A 16,115-nucleotide genomic window follows, 5' to 3' on the forward strand; every position below is an offset into this window, starting at 1 on the left:
GTCACTACTCTGGACGGATGCTGGCCGACATCGACACCTGGGTGCTGGATCTCGACGACACCCTGTATCCGTCGGGCAACGGCCTGGCGGACCAGATGAAGGCCCTGATCCGCGGGATCCTCAGCCGGCACTTCGGCACCGACGACGCAGGCGCCCGCCGGATCCAGGCGGAATTGATCGCCGCCCACGGCACCACCCTGCGCGGCCTGATGACCACTGAGGGCCTGGCGGCCGCCGACATCCTGGAGTTCGAGCACCACATCGACTACTCCGTACTGCGTTCCGACGCGCTCCTGGCCGAGGCGATCGCGGCCCTGCCCGGCCGGAAGTTCGTCTTCACCAACGGGTCCGCGTACCACGCCGAGCAGGCGCTGGCCCGGCTCGGCCTGAGCGACCACTTCGACGGCGTCTTCGACATCCTCGCCGGACAGCTGATCCCGAAGCCGTACCCGGAGAGCTACCGGCGATTCGTCGAGCAGTTCTCGATCGACCCGAGCCGGGCCGCCTTCTTCGACGACCTGGCCGTCAACCTGGACGTGCCGGAGCAACTCGGCATGGCGACCGTGTGGGTGGGCGGCGAGCCCGCACCCGGCACCGCGCCATACGAAGTGATTGCACAGCGGCGGTGGCGGGTGTGGGAGCTAGCGCCGTTCCTTCACTCCTTGACGGCGCCGGCGGTCAGACCTTCGACGATGTAGCGGCTGGCGAAGGCGAACAGGACCATCGTCGGGATGATCGACAGCGCCGCCGCGGCCGACATCGAGCCCCAGTCGATGTTGTAGCTGCTGATGAAGCCGTTCAGCGCGGCCGGGACGGTCTTGTTGCTGTCGCTGTTCAGCAAGGTGACCGACAGGAACAGCTCGTTCCAGCAGTTCACGAAGTTGAAGATGTACGACGCCGCGATGCCCGGCGTCATCACCGGCACAAGCACCCGGAACAACGCGGACAGCCGGGAGCAGCCGTCCACCATGGCCGCCTCCTCGAGCGAGGCCGGCACGTTCTCGAAGAAGCCGCGCAGCATCACCGTGCAGAGCGGGATCGAGACCGCGACGTACACCAGGACCAGGCCCCAGCGGTTGTCGACCAGGTAGAGCCTCGTCATCAGGATGTAGAGCGAGCCGAGCGCGATGAAGCCCGGGATCATCTGGGTGACGAGGAAGGCCCCCATCACCGCACCTTTGGACATGAACTCGAACCGGGCCAGCACGTAGGCCGCCAGCAACGAGATCACCGTCGCCAGTGCGGCCGCGACAGTGGACACGATCAGGCTGTTGACCAGGAAGACCGCGAAGTTCGACTGCTCGAACAGACCCTGGTAGTTGGCCAGCGACCACTGCGAGGGCCAGTACTTCAACGGGTAGGCGAAGATCGTGCCCGGATCCTTGAAGGACGTGACCAGGATCCAGTAGAGCGGGAACAGGGTGAAGATCAAGCAGACGCCGAGTCCGGTGAACCGGGCGATCCGGCCGGCGGTGCTGTAGTCGCGGATCATCGCATCGCCTTCTTCGGACGGATCGCTAGCAGGTAGAAGATCGCGAACAGCATCAGCACGAACACGACCATCAGGCCCATCGCGGAGGCGCGGCCGTAGTCGCCCTCCTGCGTCACCTGGATCATGTACGACGTGACGATGTGCGTCTCGTTCGCCGGACCACCACCGGTCATGCCGAAGATCAGTTCCGGTGAGTTGAAGATCCAGATCACCCGGAGCAGCACGGTCAGCGCCAGCGTGGTCCGGATCGACGGGATGGTGATGCTGAAGAGGGTGCGGACCTTGCCCGCGCCGTCGATCGCCGAGGCCTCGTAGAGCTCCTCGGGCACCGACTGCAGCGCGGCCAGGATCATGATGGCGAAGAACGTCACGCCGTACCAGACGTTCGCGATGATGACGGCGATCATCGCGTAGCGGGCGTCGGCCAGCCACGGCACCGGAGTACTGATCAGGTGCGTCTTCATCAGCAGGTCGTTCACCACGCCGAACTCGCCGTTGAACATCCAGCGGAACAGGATGCCGATCAAGAAGCCCGACACGGCCCACGGGAAGAACACCAGCGCCTGGTAAGTACCGCGGAAGCGGAACCTCCGCCGCAGCCACAACGCCAGCGTGAACCCGATCAGGAACTGCGGCACCAGCGAGCCGACCACCCAGACCAGCGAGTTCTTCACGGTGCCGCGGAACATCTCGTCGCCGAGCAGCGTGCGGAAGTTCTCCAGCCCGACCCAGGAGGTGTCGGACAGGTCGTTCAGGTTGTAGTTGCGGAAGGCCATCGAGATGCCGTTCAGCAACGGGTAGTAGGTGAACAACCCGACGAAGAAGATCGCGGGCAGCATGAAGGCCAACAGGATCAGCGCGGTCCGGCCGGTGAACTGCCGCCGGCCGGACCTGAGCCTAGGGGCCGGCGGTTTGACCGCCGGCCGGTCCGTTGCGGTGACAGCCATGGATCAGTTACCGGCCCACTTCTTGGTCCAGTAGTCGTCCCAGCTCTTCAGGATCTCCGCGGGCTGCGCCTTGCCGGTGATCAGCTTCTGCACGTCCGCGTCGGCCTTGTTGCCCCACTCCGTCGACCACGGCACCCCGCGCGGCTGCGTCACCACGACGTAGGTGTCCGGCGAGGAGTTCATCGCCACGTACGACGCCCACGGGCCGTCCTTGAAGTACGGGTCGTCCGCGGCGCTCTTCAGGATCGGGACCAGGCTGTTCTCCTTGGAGAACGTCATCGCCGAGTCGCCGGAGGTCAGGAACTTCACCAGTTCCACCGCCTCCTTCTTGTGGGTGCTGCCCTCGGCGACACCCCAGCCGGCGTTGGCGAGCGGCTGGGCCGCCTTGCCGGTCGGCCCGACCGGGAGCGGCGCCGTACCCCACTGGTCCTCCTTGATCGTCTTCGACTCCTTGACGGTGGCGATCACCTCGGGGTCCTGCAGCAGGAAGCCGGTGGTGCCGGAGGTGAAGCCCTGCACCATCTCGGGATAACCCCAGCTGACCGACGAAGGAGGCGACGCGGTCTTGAAGAGGTCGACGTACAGGTGCAGCGCGTCGACGGCCTTCGGCGAGGAGAAGATGGTCTTGCCGCTGGTCAGCTTGAACGCGTTGTCCTTGTTGATCTCGTCGATCACGTAGCCGGAGATCACCGTGATCGCGTTGCCGCCACCGCCGAGACCGCCGCGGAACGAGTAGCCGTACCGGTTCTTCGACGGGTCGTTGATCTTCTTGGCCTGCTCGACCATGTCGGCCCAGCTCTTCGGCGGGCCGGTGAACCCGGCCTGCTGGACCAGGTCCTTGCGGTAGAACAGCGAGAGTCCGTAGAAGCCGTAGGGCACCATGTACGACTTGCCGCCCTGCTGGGTGACCTTCAGGGCGTTCGGGGTGAGGGCGTCGAGCCCGTCCCAGCCCTTGAGGTCGGGGGCCATGTCGTAGATCCACTTGTTGGTGGAGAACGGGCCGACCGTGGTGTCGCGGACCTCCAGCACGTCCACCCCCTTGCCGGACTGGAGCATCTGCTGGATCTTCTGGTCCGCCTGGTTGGTCGGCGGGGAGATCAGCTGGACCTTGACCCCGGAGTTCTTCGCCTCGAAGTCGGCGATCAGCTTCTTCAGCAACGTGGTCCTGGTCGGGTTGGTCAGACTCTCGACCATCTGCAGGGTGACCTGACCGTTCGCCTTCTCGGCCGGGTCCGGACCGCAGGCCGTCGCTGTCAGGACCAGGGCCGCAGCCGCCAGGGGTGCGAACATCTGTCGGTAGCGCATGGCACTTCTCCTCAGGGGATGTGGGCCAGTCGTGGTGGTCGGTCGGCTGCCGGAGTTTGCTCTGACATCAGATGACTCGGTCAACCGATCCCAGCACCCTGCCAGAATTGCGCTGCGACGACAAGGACCTACAGCGGGCATGACCGCAAGTGGTCTGAGGACTTACCCTGCTGAGGGGTTACGCTGTGTGAGTTGCGGCGAGTTGGCCGCCAGGGTGGCGGTGGGGCCTGCGATGGGGAGGTGCTGATGGCAGCGACGGACAAGGCGCTGGCCGGACTGCGGCAGATGATCGCGTCGGGCGAACTGGGACCGGGCGAGAAGTTCCCGCCGGAGCCGGAGTTGTGCGACCACCTCGGCGTGTCCCGCAGTTCCCTGCGCGAGGCCGCGCGATCGCTGGCCGCGCTCGGCGTGATCGAGTCGCGGCACGGCTCCGGCACCTATGTGTCCGCGCTGGACCCGGCCGAGATCATCAGCCGGTTCTCGCTGTCGGTCGAGCTCATCCCGCTCGAAGGCGTCCTGCAACTTCTCGAGGTACGCCGGGTGCTCGAGGCGCACGCGACCGCGGCGGCCGCCGCGCGCCAGGATCCCCTGCTGGAGAAGCGGTTGAGCGACATCCTCGACCGGCTCGAGGCGACCACCGACGCGGCCGAGATCCAGGCGTTGGACGCCGAGTTCCACGGCGCGATCTGTACGGCCGGCGGGAACCCGACCGTCACCGCGCTGACCGGGGTGATCCGCGGCCGCGGCGGCCACTACCGGATCTTCGAACCGGGCGCGGACTTCGACGCCATCAAGCAGACCAGCGACCGCGGCCACCGGGCGATTCTCGCGGCCATCTCCCACCGCGACCCCGCCGCCGCGGCGACTGCGGCCTCGGCCCACATCGCCCAGACCGAACTCTGGCTCCGAGCCCTCCGACCGCAACCTCAGGTGGCACTGGAAGAGGACTGATCTCGGGAAATTACTTTCGTTTGTCGAGATCTTGCAGCGGATCGTCAGTCTGCGTATCGTCCGGCTCCAGGCGGTGACGCCGGTCGCGCCCCGAGGACGGGGTGCGGCAGCTCAGAGCTGGGGGGATGTCGCCCAATGTCCCGTTCTCGTCTTTCCCGTATCCGTCAGGTGGCCCTGACCGGCTCGGTACTCGTCGCGCTCGGCGCGTCCCCCGGTCTGTCCGCGGCCGCCCCTCCTCCGACCACCGCACCCGTGATCACCCGCGCCGGGCTCGACCCCGCGCTCGTCCAGGGCCGCGGCGCCACTGTCCCCTTCGTCGAGCAGGAGGCGGAGAACGCCGTCACCAGCGGCGAGAAGATCGGGCCCAGCCGCGAGGCCTACACGTTGCCCGCCGAGGCTTCGGGGCGTACCGCAGTACGGCTGACTGCTGCTGCGCAGTACGTCGAGTTCACGTTGTCGCGGCCTGCCAACGCGCTGACTCTGCGCTACAGCATTCCCGACACCGCTACCGGTGGCGGGCAGCGTGCGCCGCTCGACGTCAAGGTCAACGGCAAGCGCAACCAGACGATGACGCTGACCTCGGAGTACGCCTGGCTCTACGGCATGTATCCGTTCTCCAACAACCCTGATGTCGACCCGAACCCGGGCTGGTGGAAGCCCGAGCCGGACCCGGTGGCGAAGCCCTTCCGGCCGAACCACTTCTACGACGAGCAGCGGGTGCTGCTCGGCAAGACGTACAAGGCGGGCGACAAGGTCCGGTTCCAGGTGCCGGCGACCATGCCGGTCGCGTGGTACGTGCTCGACGTCGCGGACTTCGAGCTGATCGCCCAGCCGCTGAAGCAGCCCGCGAAGTCCTTGTCCGTCAGGCTTTTCGGCGCCGACCCGACCGGCCGGTACGACGCGGCGCCGGCGATCGAGCGGACCATCGCGGCGGCGAAGAGGCTCGGCTGGAGCGTCTTCATCCCGCCGGGCACCTACCAGGTCAACCGGCACATCGTGGTCGACAAGGTCACCGTCCGCGGCGCCGGCAACTGGTGGACGATCATCAAGGGAAAGGTCCTGCCGCTCGCCCAGCCCGCGCCCGACCTGTCAGTGCACAGCGCGCCCGGCTTCTACGGGAAGTACGCGGCCGACGGCGGCAGCACGAAAGTGCACCTGTCCGACTTCGCGATCGAGAGCGACGTCCGGGAGCGCATCGACACCGACCAGGTGAACGGCATCGGCGGCGCGATCGGCGGCGGCTCCACCATCCAGAACCTCTACCTGCACCACACCAAGGTGGGCATCTGGCTGGACGGCCCGATGGACGGGCTGCTGATCCGGAACAACGTCATCACCGACGCGATCGCGGACGGGATGAACCTGCACCTCGGCACCTCGAACGTCCGGGCCACCAACAACTTCGTCCGCAACAGCGGTGACGACGGGCTCGCGATGTGGTCGGAGGCGAACCCAGACGGGCTGGTCAACCACAACAACGTCTACGACCACAACACCGTCCAGACGCCGGTGCTCGCGAACAACATCGCCATCTACGGCGGCCGCGACAACGCCGTCACCGACAACCTGGTCGCCGACCCGATCCGCGAGGGAAGCACCCTGCACGCGGGGTCGCGGTTCAACTCGACGCCGTTCGAGGGCAAGCTGACCTTCGCCCGGAACACCACCGTGCGCGGCGGCCCCCGGGACCTCAACTGGGACCTCGGGCTCGGCGCGATCTGGCTCTACGCGCTGCAGTCGAACATGTCCGGCCGGATCGAGATCACCGACAGCTCGTTCCTCGACTCGACGTACAACGCGTTCCTGTTCGTGGTCGACTGGCCGGTCAAGGACGACTACGCGCTGACGAACGTCGTGGTGCGCGACGTCAAGGTCGACGGCACCGGGACCAACGTGGTGAACGCCCGGGTCGGCGGCTGGGCCAGCTTCGAGAACGTGGATGCCCGGAACGTCGGTGCGCCTTTCATCAACAACTGCGGCACGTTCCACTTCACCGGTACGCCGGAGTTCGACGTACGGCTGGTCGGTGACAGCAACGACGGCGGCTGGACCGCAGACGCAGGCGCGCCAGGTCATTGCGAAGACCGCCCACCGGTTGTCCCGCCGGCGCCACCGGGGCCGTGGAACTGACGGCCAGAGCCCGGCAATAGGTGCGCGGGCCAGTAGAACAAGGGCGTGCGGTGGGTTCCCCGGAACCCACCGCACGCTTTTTGTTGCCGGGGCCGGCCCGCTGGCCTCAGTCAGCCGACATCTGGCGCCGAAACCTCCTGTACGGGCGCGGCGGGCGTAGGTGCGGGCGCGCCAGTGACCGACGCGGCAGCGGCGGGTGCTGCGGATTCAGAGCGATTGGTGCGGAAGGCCCAAGCCAGGGCGGACGGCGCTGGATCACGTCGAAGAGATGGACGGCGGCTGCGTCACCTTCTTGGTGCGGCACGCCTGGCTGAGCATGCGCTCGGCCGCTGCCGCCGCCCTGGCCGAGCACGGACTCTCCGTCCAGCAGTACGGCACGCTGCTGCTGCTCGCCGAGAAGCCGGGCTGCACGATCGCCGAACTGGCGAGAAAGGTCGGCACCGCCCGGCAGTCGGCGAACGAGCTGATCACCGGGATGGGTCGCGCAGGCCTGCTCGAACGCCGCGCCAACCCGACCGACCGCCGGTCCCAGCAGCTCTACCTGACCGACGCCGGCCAGCGGCGCCTCGCCGACGCCACCCCCGCCGTCCGCGCGGTCGAACGCGACCTGGAAGCCAGCTTCACCCCTGCCGACCGCGCCACCGCCCGCGCCTGGCTGGAACGCATGGTCAACAGCGAAACCCCAGCCGAAGACCCCGCCTGACCTGCGTCGGCCTGACCCGCCTCTCCCAACTCTGAACACTCACCGGCTCTTCGCCAAGGCGTCGTACCGCACGTCCGTGAGTTGTTCAGATACCTCCCACAGCCGCCGTTGAGTAGCGGCGTCGTGTGACTGGGGCGTCGACTCGAGCCGCGTCGGATGCCCCTTGAACTCGAACCGACCATCCGGCCCGTAGTACTCGCCGCCCAGCGCCCCCGGGTCGACTGCCGCGTACAGGATCGACAGCGCCCCGATCTCCACCGGCTGGGTGATCGGGCGGGCAAGTCCCCACGACGCGCCGCGGAACAGGAACGGCAGGTTCCGGTTGAGCTCCGTGCGTGCGCCGCCTGGGTGAGCAGCGAGGGCCACGGTCGTCGCACCAGCCACCGCGAGCCGGCGCTGCAACTCGTAGGTGAAGAGGAGATTCGCCAGCTTCGACTGGGCATAGGCCGCGGAGCGCCGGTACCGCCGTTCCGACTGGAGATCGTCGAAGTCGATCCGCCCCTGGCGGTGCGCAGGACTGGCGACGGTGACGATCCGCGAGCCGTCGACTGGCAGCAGTCGCTCCAGCAACAGCCCGGTCAGGGCGAAATGACCCAGGTGATTAGTGCCGAACTGGAGCTCGAACCCGTCAACCGTCGTACTGCGCGGCGACCGCATCACGCCGGCGTTGTTGATCAGGACATCGATGCGATCGTGTTCCGCACACACCTGCTTCGCGGCCTCGCGGACCGACCCCAGCGAGGCGAGATCGAGAGCGACCACGCTCACCCGCGCGGCCTGGCGTCACGGCCCGGATGTGATCCCGAACCGCCGCGGCCTTGGCGACGTCGCGGCACCCCAGTACTACGGTCGCGCCCGCCGCGGCCATCACGATCGCGGTCTGGCGGCCTACCCCGGCACTCGCTCCCGTGATGAACACGGTGCGGCCTGACTGATCAGCTATCGCCATCGGACCCTCCTGTTACTATCCGGGATGTGTATCCCGGATATGACGATACGGGACGGGCATCCCGTTTAGCAACGGTCCGATACAGCGTCCGAGTACGGGGGATCGATGGCTGAGCCGGGCAGGGCGTTGCGAGCCGATGGACGGCGGAACCGCACCCGGGTGGTGGAGGTCGCCGAAGCCGCGTTCGCGACGCAGGGATTGGCTGTCCCGATCTCAGAGATCGCCCGACGCGCGGAGGTCAGCACCGGCACGGTCTCGCGCCACTTCCCGACCAAGGCCGCTCTCATCGAGGCGGTCCTTCTCACTGTGCTCGAGCGACTGGCCGTCGAGGCACGGGCTCTGGTGGTCGCCGACGATCCCGGCCACGCGTTCTTCAGCTTCTTCAAGCGGCTGGTCCTCGAGGGCACGACCAACAAGGCCCTGTTCGACACCCTGGCCGCGGCCGGCCCCGACAGCGACCTCAAGAGCGCCGTGGCATCGGCAGGCACCGACCTGACGGCAGCCCTCGGGCACCTCCTGGTCCGCGCTCAACAGACCGGCGACGCCCGCCCCGACATCACCGTCGACGACCTGTCAGCCATTCTCGTAGGCGCCCTCGCCATGCAGGCCCACACCAACACCAACACGCCCTCCCCCCACCTGGCCGACCTAGCCACCGACACCCTCCGAACCCACCCCTGACGCCGCTACTGATCAGTGCAGGTCATTCGCGCATGGCTCGCAGCAGCAGGTCGATACCTCGGACCACGTCGAGGTGGGCTGCGACGGCCACAGCGACCAGCCCCCACAGTGGCAGCCCGACGACAGCCGCGACCGCGAAGATGAGTAGCCGGAACTCACGGCGGAACAAGAGTCGTACGTCGGTGTCGCGGCCGACCGCGTGGACGTAAGACACCAGCAGGCAACCTGTTGCCGCGGCGAATCCCCAGGCCCAAGCGGTTCGCGTCGCGCCAGTGGCGAGGACGAGGGCCAGGACTACCGACAGGTCGGCATACCGGTCCAGGAGCGTGTCCAGGGTCGCGCCGCGCCGGGACGCCGTACCGCTGACACGAGCGATCTCGCCGTCGACACCATCCAGCGCCGAGCCGAGGACGACGCCAACCCCGCCGGCAACCATCAGCCAGGTGTTGCCGGTCGCCACCAGCCCGGCCGCCAGCAGGGAGGTGGCGAATGCCAGTGCGGTCGCGGCGTCAGGCGTGAGCCCGGTGGGCAACAGCAGACGGGTGAGCGGTCCGGAGATGCGGCGATTCACCACCCGGGCGATGACACCGTCGGTCGGCTTGGGTCCGTAGCGGAGCCACATGGACCGTTCCAGGGCCCGCACCGTTTCCGGCGTGTCCACATCGGCCCACAACCCGTTCACGTCACGGGACTGAACGGGGTGGCCCTGCGCCAGCAGTTCCTGCCGAAGCCCTAACCAGGACTCGGACGCACGGCCCGCCACCGACAGCACGTCGCTCACCTCGACGACGGTCAGGCCCGCGTCCACCGCGTCGTACTCGTCCAGGTCGGGCCCTAGGGAGGCGACGCACCCGTCGTCTCGCAGCAGGATCCTGTTCGGGCGGGCCCCGCTCAGGCCACCGAACTGTCGATCGACGTCGCGGTCCACGGCCGCTACGTTGCCACCGGTCGTCCGGACCAGCCGCCGGACATCCTCCGCCTCGAACACGTGGTCACCCATCACGACCAGACAGCGTCGGTCGCCGACCGCGCTGAGGCCGGCCAGCACCGAGGAGGCAGTGCCGTGCTGCCAGTCCGCGTTCGTCACCACCTCCACCGGCAGGTTCCGAGCCTGGATCGCGGCGATGACATCTTCTGCGCGGTAACCGACCACGACGACGATTCGCTCGACCCCGGCCTGGCGCAACACCTTGCTGCAGCGCTCCAGCAGGCTGATGCCGCCGACCCGGCGCAATGCCTTCGGGTGGGTGGACCGCATGCGAAGTCCTCGTCCGGCGGCAAGTAGCAGCGCCACGCGCACTGCCGGTACAGTCCCACTCTCATCGGTCATGGGCGGCCTCCCTCGCGTCTCATGATGCATGGAACGGCCGGTATCGAAAGTGCCAGACTGCGTCCGCCAGGACGAAACGACTGCTTCGGATGGTCAGCGGCGGGGAATGTCCGGCCGGATCGAGATCACCGGCAGTTCGGTCCTCGACTCCCCGGCCGTTGTCCCGGGGCGCGGACGGACTCCTGCGGGCACCGGGATGCCGGGGTTAGGGTCGAGGCCATGCGCGAACACGCTCAGCGGCTGCAGGGTCTCGGTACCACCATCTTCGCGGAGATGTCCGCGCTCGCGGTCCGCACGGGCTCGGTGAACCTCGGCCAGGGATTCCCCGACACCGACGGCCCTGACTCTCTGCTCGAGGACGCGATCTCGGCCATCCGGTCCGGCGCGAACCAGTACCCGCCGGGTCGCGGCATCCCCGCCCTCCGGCAGGCGATCGTCGACCACCAGAAGCGGTTCTACGGGCTCGAGTACGACCCGGACACGCAGGTCCTGGTCACCACCGGCGCCACCGAAGCGATCGCCGCCGCCCTGCTCGCGTACGTCGAACCGGGTGACGAGGTGGTCGCCCTCGAGCCGTACTACGACTCGTACGCCGCATGCATCGCGATGGCGGGTGGGCACCGCGTGCCGGTCACCTTGCGCGCGCCAGACTTCCGCCTCGACCTCGACGAACTCCGTGCCGCGGTCACCCCGCGCACGAAGGTGCTGCTGATCAATTCACCGCACAACCCGACCGGCACGGTGCTCACCGACGAGGAACTCCGCGGCGTCGCCGCCGTCGCCATCGAGCACGACCTGGTCGTCATCACCGACGAGGTCTACGAGCACCTGATCTACGACGGACTCGAGCACCGGCCGCTCACGTCGTATGACGGGATGGCCGAGCGCACGATCTCCATCGGCAGCGCGGGCAAGACCTTCTCCGTCACTGGCTGGAAGATCGGCTGGGCCACCGGGACGCCCGAGGTGGTCACCGCAGTGAACACCTCCAAGCAGTTCCTCACCTACGTCTCAGGTGCGCCCTTCCAACCAGCCGTCGCCGGAGCTCTTGCCTTAGGCAACGAGTACTTCGACGAGCTGCGCAGTACGATGCAGGCCAAGCGCGACCTGCTCTGCGACGGCCTGGAATCCCTCGGCTTCGGCGTCCACCGGCCCCAGGGCACCTACTTCGTCACCACCGACGTCCGCCCGCTCGGCTACACGGACGGCGTCGAGTTCTGCCGCATGCTCCCCGAGAAGACCGGCGTAGTGGCTATCCCCCACCAGGTCTTCTACGACAACGTCGAGGCCGGCCGCCCCCTGGTCCGCTGGGCCTTCTGCAAGCAACCCCACATCCTCGAGGAAGCCCTCACCCGCCTCACCAAGCTCTGAGGTCCGGCGGGGGTGCCGATGGAATCTCCTCCACCGGCACCTAGCGCTCAGATCTGGCTGCTGCCGCCGTCGACGAAGATCTCGCCGCCGGTCATGAAGCTGCTCTGGTCGGAGGCGAGGAACAGGACGGCGTTGGCGATCTCGTCGGGCTCCCCGAGACGCCCGAGCGGCACCCCGGCGGCCATCGCTCCCAGGACCGCCCCGACCTGCTCGGGGTCCGGTACGAGTCCGGCGAGCCCCGGCGTGTTGGTGGAGCCGGGGATGACGGTGTTCACCCGGATCCCGCGCGGCGCCAACTCGGCTGCCCAGGTCCGGCCGAAGGACCGGATGGCCGCCTTCGTTGCGGAGTACACGCTGAACGCCGGGGTGCCATCGGTGGCGGCGGTCGAGCCCGCCAGGACGATCGCGGCGCCCTCGTTCAGCAGCGGAAGTGCCTTCTGCACGGTGAAGAGCGTGCCGCGGACGTTGATGCCGAAGGTGCGGTCGAAGTCGTCGGGAGTGATCGCCTCCAGCGGCACGAAGCCACCGCCTCCCGCGTTCGCGTAGACGATGTCCAGGCCGCGGCCGAACTGCGCGATGGTCTCGAAGAGTGCGTCGAGGTCCTCGAGGCTCGCGACGTCACCCGCGACGCCGGTGACCCGCTCACCGGCGGTGGCGACGATGTCGGCCACCGCGGCATCGAGCTCGGGCTTGCGGCGACCGGTGATGAAGACGTGCGCGCCTTCGGTCGCCAACCGCCGCGCGGCCGCCAGGCCGATACCGCTGGTGGCACCCGTGACGAGTGCGACCTTGTTGTCCAGCTGTCCCATGAGGGGTCCTTTCGATGATGCCGGCCGGGATCGGCCGGGCTCAGGTGAGGTCAGAGAGGTCAGGTGAGGTCGGCAGCGAGGTCTGCAAGTCGCCGCCAGTCCGGCAGCGGAAGGCCGTCGCTGCCGGGTGAAGTGGGAAGCACTTGTACGGCTACGTGGTCGGCGCCGGCGTCCAGGTGCTCGCGGAGTCGTTTGCTGACGGCCTCGTCATCTCCCCAGGCCACCAGCGCGTCGATCAGCCGGTCGCTGCCGCCGGGAACGAGATCGCCGTCGGTGAAGCCGAGCCGTCGAAGATTGTTGTGATAGGCATCGAATCCGATGAACATCCCGAGCTGGTCGCGGGCGACCGCGCGAGCCTGCTCGGCATCCGCGCTGAACACGACCGCCTGATGTGGCGCAATGATCGCCTCGCTGCCCAGCCGGTCCCGCATCCTCGCGGTGTAGTCCGGGTTCACCAGGAACGGATGGATCCCCGCGGTGCGTTCTGCGGCGAGCTGCGCCATCCGAGGACCGAGAGCCCTGAGCAGCAGACGCTCCTGAGCGATCGGGCACTGCTCCTGAGCCAGCTCATCGAGGTACTCGCTGACGGCACCGACCGGACTGGTGTACGTCCGACCCACCGCCGCGGCCGCGTTGCGGTCACTCACCCCGAGGCCAACGATCGTCCGCGGCCCGCGGCGGGCGTCCAGCTCCCGCACCCGGGCCGACAAGGTCGAGGCTTCTTGTCGCCAGATGCCGAGGACACCGAGCACGACGTACGTCTCGGGCGATGCAGTCAGCAGCTCGTCGGCGTCGTCGAACACTCCGCCGCCGTCGAGCCCCGGGATCCAGAGGGCGCCGATGCCTCGGTCGGCCAGTTCGGCCGCCGCCTCGGCGACGCCCGACCGACCGGCGTTGCGCAGCTCCATGCTCCAGACCCCGACCGGTCCCGGCGCCCACTCCGCGCTATCGCTCCCAACCCGCTCCGCACTGTTGCTCATGATCCGCTCCCTGGGTTTCATACCGTTCGGTTAGAAACTCAAGCTAGCAGTGGTTGAAGGCTCACGCAAATTTTTGAACCGAGCGGTTAAGAACTGCTATCCTCGGCACTGAGCCAGGAGGTGGCAGATGCCGGGAGGACGACCGCGCACGTTCGACGAGCAGGAGGCGCTCGAGCGCGCCGTCGAGGTGTTCTGGCGGCAGGGCTACGAGGGCACGTCGATCACCGACCTGACGACCGCCATGGGCGTCAACAAGCCCAGCCTGTACGCCGTGTACGGCAGCAAGGCAGACCTCTTCCGCCGGGTGATCGCGCACTACGCCGAGCACGACATGGCCTACGCGCGGGCAGCCCTCGCAGAGCCCACCGCGCTCCTCGTCGTCCAGCGGTTCCTGCGCGACAACGTGGCCGCCGTGACCCTCGACGACAAACCGAACGGGTGTCTGTCGATCCAGGGCGGCCTGTCCTGCAGTGCCGAGAACCAGGACGTCGCGCAGTTCCTGGCGGCCAGCCGGCTCGGCGGGGAGAAGGCCTTCGCAGACCGGTTCCGCCTGGCGATCGAGCGGAACGACCTACCAGCCGATGCCGACCCGGACGCCCTAGCCCGCTTCCTCATGGTGGTGTCCGAAGGTCACGCCGTCCACGCGGCCGCCGGCGTACCTCGCGAGGCCCTGCTGCAGTCCGCCGCCATCGCCGAACAGGCCTTCAAAGCCATGACCAGCCAGTCGGCTTCGCGCGCCTAGCGGCGAAGGAAGCGGGAGAGGGTTTCGGGGTCTCGGGCGATGGCGGTGGTGCCGTCGTCTGAGGTGATGATCGGGCGCTGGATGAGGATGGGATCGGCAACCAGGGCGGCGATCCAGTCCGCGCGGTGAGCCTCGTCGCGGGGGAGGTCGCGGAGGGCAGCGGCCGGCTTCTCGTTCATCCTGGCGATGTGCCAGGGCTCCAGGTTCAGGCGGGTCAGCACCTCAGTGAGCTCGTCGATGGTCGGCGGGTCGTCGAGGTAGCGGCGGACCGTGTACGGAGTACCGGAGTCGTCCAGGGCGGCGGTGGCGGCTCGGCACTTCGAGCAGGCCGGGTTGATCCAGATCTCCATCAGCGGCGGACTCCCAGGAACCAGGTCTTGGTGGGTCCCTGGAGCATCAGCACCAGGAGGGTGACGTGGATCGCCAGGCCGAGGATGCTGCCGGGGAGGGCGGTCACCCCGCCCGCGATACCGAAGGTGGCGACGACCATCAGCAGATTCCGGGCCCAGTTCCGCCGCTTGCGCAGGAACACCGCCGGGAGGATGTAGACGACCCCGCACAGCAAGAACGCCGCGAACAACCAGCCCGTGGCATCCTTCGACCCCAGCAACATCTCAGCCATCGGCGCCGCCGCCGAAGTCAGCGAGAACAACCCCCCGAGCACACACAGAATCCCAAGCCCGAAGGAGATCGCAGCCGCCGCAGTCACCTGCTTGGGAACAGCCTCAGTCCCGGCCTGGTACCCCCATGGATTCCCCTGCTCCGAGTACCCCGGCCCCTGCTCCCCATACGACCCAGCCCCCTGTCCGCCATCCGGCGTGGGGTCCTGCCCGGGCTGCCCGCCGTACTGCCCGGAGTCCTGCCCGGGATACCCGCCCGGCGCCTTGGGGTCCTGCCCGGGGGGACCGGGAGGTGGCGGAGGGGGTGAGCTGGGTGGCTGGCCGGGCGAGCCGAAGACACCTCGGTACGGACCTGGACGGTCGTCCCGCGGGGGCTCGTCACCCTGACCGCCGCCGTACTGCTCGTTCATCAGCCCGAAGAGTCCTTCCACCTAACCCCACCCCGATCCTCGCAGATCCCCCCAACCCCCACCCTCTGCCGCTCCCAAGACACCAAACCCACCTCAGCAGCCCCACGAGCTATGCCGATCGCCGCCGCAGGACTTCGGGGAGCTGCTGAGGCTCCGGTCGGTGGCGCGCGGAGTCGTGCGGGTGGCGGGTTGGGTGGTAAATCGGGTTGCTTGGGGGTAGGGGCGGGCTCAGGCTGGCGGGTGGGAGTTGCGGGCCGGGGTGGATGGCGGGCTCGAAGAGGCGTTGACCGACCGGCTGGTCGAGTACAACAAGAGCCGGTCGGAGATCGTGCGCAGGCGGTTCGAGCCGGAGAATCTGCGATCCGAGCCTGTTCAGGTGTTCGCGGTGGGGGCGGACGGCAGGTTGGTCGGTGGTTGCGCGGCGCGGGTGGAGCGGGTGTGGCACTGGCTGACCATCGACTTGATGTGGGTGGATCAGCAGGTTCGGGGGCATGGGATCGGGCTGGACTTGTTGCGGGCGGTCGAGGAGGACGGCCGGCGCCGCGGGTGCCGGTGGGCGGAGGTCACGACCTTCGATTTCCAGGCTCCGGGGTTCTACCTCCGGGCCGGCTACGAGGAGTACGCCGTCAAGCACGACTACCCACCCGGCCACTCCAACCACTTCCTCCGGAAGGACCTCTGAGGGTCCGGGCAGC

General features: G+C 68.1%; 17 protein-coding genes and 1 pseudogene. 8 read left to right on the forward strand and 10 right to left on the reverse strand.

Annotation, left to right across the window (positions count from 1 at the left end):
• Positions 1–17: 17 nt before the first annotated feature.
• Positions 18–698, forward strand: a complete 681-nt coding sequence (locus ACFPJ1_RS10840) for a pyrimidine 5'-nucleotidase (protein ID WP_380103384.1) — start codon at positions 18–20, stop codon at positions 696–698.
• On the opposite strand, the gene ACFPJ1_RS10845 is transcribed toward ACFPJ1_RS10840, so the two are convergent.
• The 3 genes from ACFPJ1_RS10845 to ACFPJ1_RS10855 are packed head-to-tail and all read right to left on the reverse strand — an operon-like array spanning position 656 to position 3,744.
• Entirely contained in the window at positions 656–1,492 is an 837-nt protein-coding gene (locus ACFPJ1_RS10845; protein ID WP_380103385.1) for a carbohydrate ABC transporter permease, read from the reverse strand. The two genes, ACFPJ1_RS10840 and ACFPJ1_RS10845, sit on opposite strands and share 43 nt — an antisense overlap.
• Complete coding sequence (locus ACFPJ1_RS10850) at positions 1,489–2,439, reverse strand: carbohydrate ABC transporter permease (RefSeq protein WP_380103386.1); 951 nt, start codon at positions 2,437–2,439, stop codon at positions 1,489–1,491. Before ACFPJ1_RS10850 ends, ACFPJ1_RS10845 begins: the two co-directional genes overlap by 4 nt.
• 3 nt (positions 2,440–2,442) lie before the next feature.
• Positions 2,443–3,744 carry an ABC transporter substrate-binding protein gene (locus ACFPJ1_RS10855; protein WP_380103387.1) on the reverse strand — a complete coding sequence of 434 codons (1,302 nt, stop codon included), beginning with the start codon at positions 3,742–3,744 and terminating at the stop codon, positions 2,443–2,445.
• Between the two features lie 246 nt (positions 3,745–3,990).
• Here ACFPJ1_RS10855 and ACFPJ1_RS10860 point away from each other — a divergent pair, with 246 nt between their 5' ends.
• The 3 genes from ACFPJ1_RS10860 to ACFPJ1_RS10870 all read left to right on the forward strand — a co-directional run bounded on the left by ACFPJ1_RS10860 (position 3,991) and on the right by ACFPJ1_RS10870 (position 7,528).
• Entirely contained in the window at positions 3,991–4,695 is a 705-nt protein-coding gene (locus ACFPJ1_RS10860; RefSeq protein WP_380103388.1) for a FadR/GntR family transcriptional regulator, read from the forward strand.
• 135 nt (positions 4,696–4,830) lie between these two features.
• Positions 4,831–6,825 (forward strand): glycosyl hydrolase family 28-related protein, encoded by a 1,995-nt coding sequence (locus ACFPJ1_RS10865; protein WP_380103389.1) that lies wholly within the window; start codon positions 4,831–4,833, stop codon positions 6,823–6,825.
• Between the two features lie 268 nt (positions 6,826–7,093).
• On the forward strand, positions 7,094–7,528 hold the full coding sequence (locus tag ACFPJ1_RS10870) for a MarR family winged helix-turn-helix transcriptional regulator (protein ID WP_380103390.1): 435 nt from the start codon (positions 7,094–7,096) through the stop codon (positions 7,526–7,528).
• 39 nt (positions 7,529–7,567) lie between these two features.
• Here ACFPJ1_RS10870 and ACFPJ1_RS10875 read toward each other — a convergent pair whose 3' ends face one another.
• Positions 7,568–8,296: an oxidoreductase gene (locus tag ACFPJ1_RS10875; protein WP_380103391.1), complete on the reverse strand. Its 729-nt coding sequence runs from the start codon at positions 8,294–8,296 to the stop codon at positions 7,568–7,570.
• A 76-nt stretch (positions 8,297–8,372) separates the two neighbouring features.
• Positions 8,373–8,477 (reverse strand): annotated as a pseudogene (locus tag ACFPJ1_RS10880) (oxidoreductase); the annotation flags it as partial.
• A gap of 105 nt (positions 8,478–8,582) precedes the next feature.
• Here ACFPJ1_RS10880 and ACFPJ1_RS10885 point away from each other — a divergent pair.
• Positions 8,583–9,158 carry a TetR/AcrR family transcriptional regulator gene (locus ACFPJ1_RS10885; RefSeq protein WP_380103393.1) on the forward strand — a complete coding sequence of 192 codons (576 nt, stop codon included), beginning with the start codon at positions 8,583–8,585 and terminating at the stop codon, positions 9,156–9,158.
• A 22-nt stretch (positions 9,159–9,180) separates the two neighbouring features.
• On the opposite strand, the gene ACFPJ1_RS10890 is transcribed toward ACFPJ1_RS10885, so the two are convergent.
• Positions 9,181–10,518: an NTP transferase domain-containing protein gene (locus tag ACFPJ1_RS10890; protein ID WP_380103394.1), complete on the reverse strand. Its 1,338-nt coding sequence runs from the start codon at positions 10,516–10,518 to the stop codon at positions 9,181–9,183.
• Between the two features lie 189 nt (positions 10,519–10,707).
• Between ACFPJ1_RS10890 and ACFPJ1_RS10895 the strand changes: the two genes are divergently transcribed.
• Entirely contained in the window at positions 10,708–11,859 is a 1,152-nt protein-coding gene (locus ACFPJ1_RS10895) for a pyridoxal phosphate-dependent aminotransferase (RefSeq protein ID WP_380103395.1), read from the forward strand.
• Between the two features lie 47 nt (positions 11,860–11,906).
• Here the strand turns inward: ACFPJ1_RS10895 and ACFPJ1_RS10900 are convergent, their stop codons facing one another.
• Positions 11,907–12,668, reverse strand: coding sequence for an SDR family NAD(P)-dependent oxidoreductase (locus tag ACFPJ1_RS10900; protein WP_380103396.1), 762 nt, complete (start codon positions 12,666–12,668; stop codon positions 11,907–11,909).
• Positions 12,669–12,727: 59 nt separating this feature from the next.
• Complete coding sequence (locus ACFPJ1_RS10905; protein WP_380103398.1) at positions 12,728–13,648, reverse strand: TIGR03620 family F420-dependent LLM class oxidoreductase; 921 nt, start codon at positions 13,646–13,648, stop codon at positions 12,728–12,730.
• Between the two features lie 127 nt (positions 13,649–13,775).
• Between ACFPJ1_RS10905 and ACFPJ1_RS10910 the strand changes: the two genes are divergently transcribed.
• The gene (locus ACFPJ1_RS10910; RefSeq protein ID WP_380103399.1) at positions 13,776–14,390 is read left to right on the forward strand and encodes a TetR/AcrR family transcriptional regulator; all 615 of its coding nucleotides are present in this window, start codon (positions 13,776–13,778) and stop codon (positions 14,388–14,390) included.
• Here ACFPJ1_RS10910 and ACFPJ1_RS10915 read toward each other — a convergent pair.
• Positions 14,387–14,740, reverse strand: coding sequence for an ArsC/Spx/MgsR family protein (locus ACFPJ1_RS10915; protein WP_380103400.1), 354 nt, complete (start codon positions 14,738–14,740; stop codon positions 14,387–14,389). The two genes, ACFPJ1_RS10910 and ACFPJ1_RS10915, sit on opposite strands and share 4 nt — an antisense overlap.
• The gene (locus ACFPJ1_RS10920; protein ID WP_380103402.1) at positions 14,740–15,441 is read right to left on the reverse strand and encodes a hypothetical protein; all 702 of its coding nucleotides are present in this window, start codon (positions 15,439–15,441) and stop codon (positions 14,740–14,742) included. Before ACFPJ1_RS10920 ends, ACFPJ1_RS10915 begins: the two co-directional genes overlap by 1 nt.
• A 238-nt stretch (positions 15,442–15,679) precedes the next feature.
• Here ACFPJ1_RS10920 and ACFPJ1_RS10925 point away from each other — a divergent pair, with 238 nt between their 5' ends.
• Positions 15,680–16,102 carry a GNAT family N-acetyltransferase gene (locus tag ACFPJ1_RS10925; protein WP_380103403.1) on the forward strand — a complete coding sequence of 141 codons (423 nt, stop codon included), beginning with the start codon at positions 15,680–15,682 and terminating at the stop codon, positions 16,100–16,102.
• Positions 16,103–16,115 lie beyond the last annotated feature (13 nt).

This window comes from Kribbella qitaiheensis (assembly GCF_042657745.1).
Classification (GTDB): domain Bacteria; phylum Actinomycetota; class Actinomycetes; order Propionibacteriales; family Kribbellaceae; genus Kribbella; species Kribbella qitaiheensis.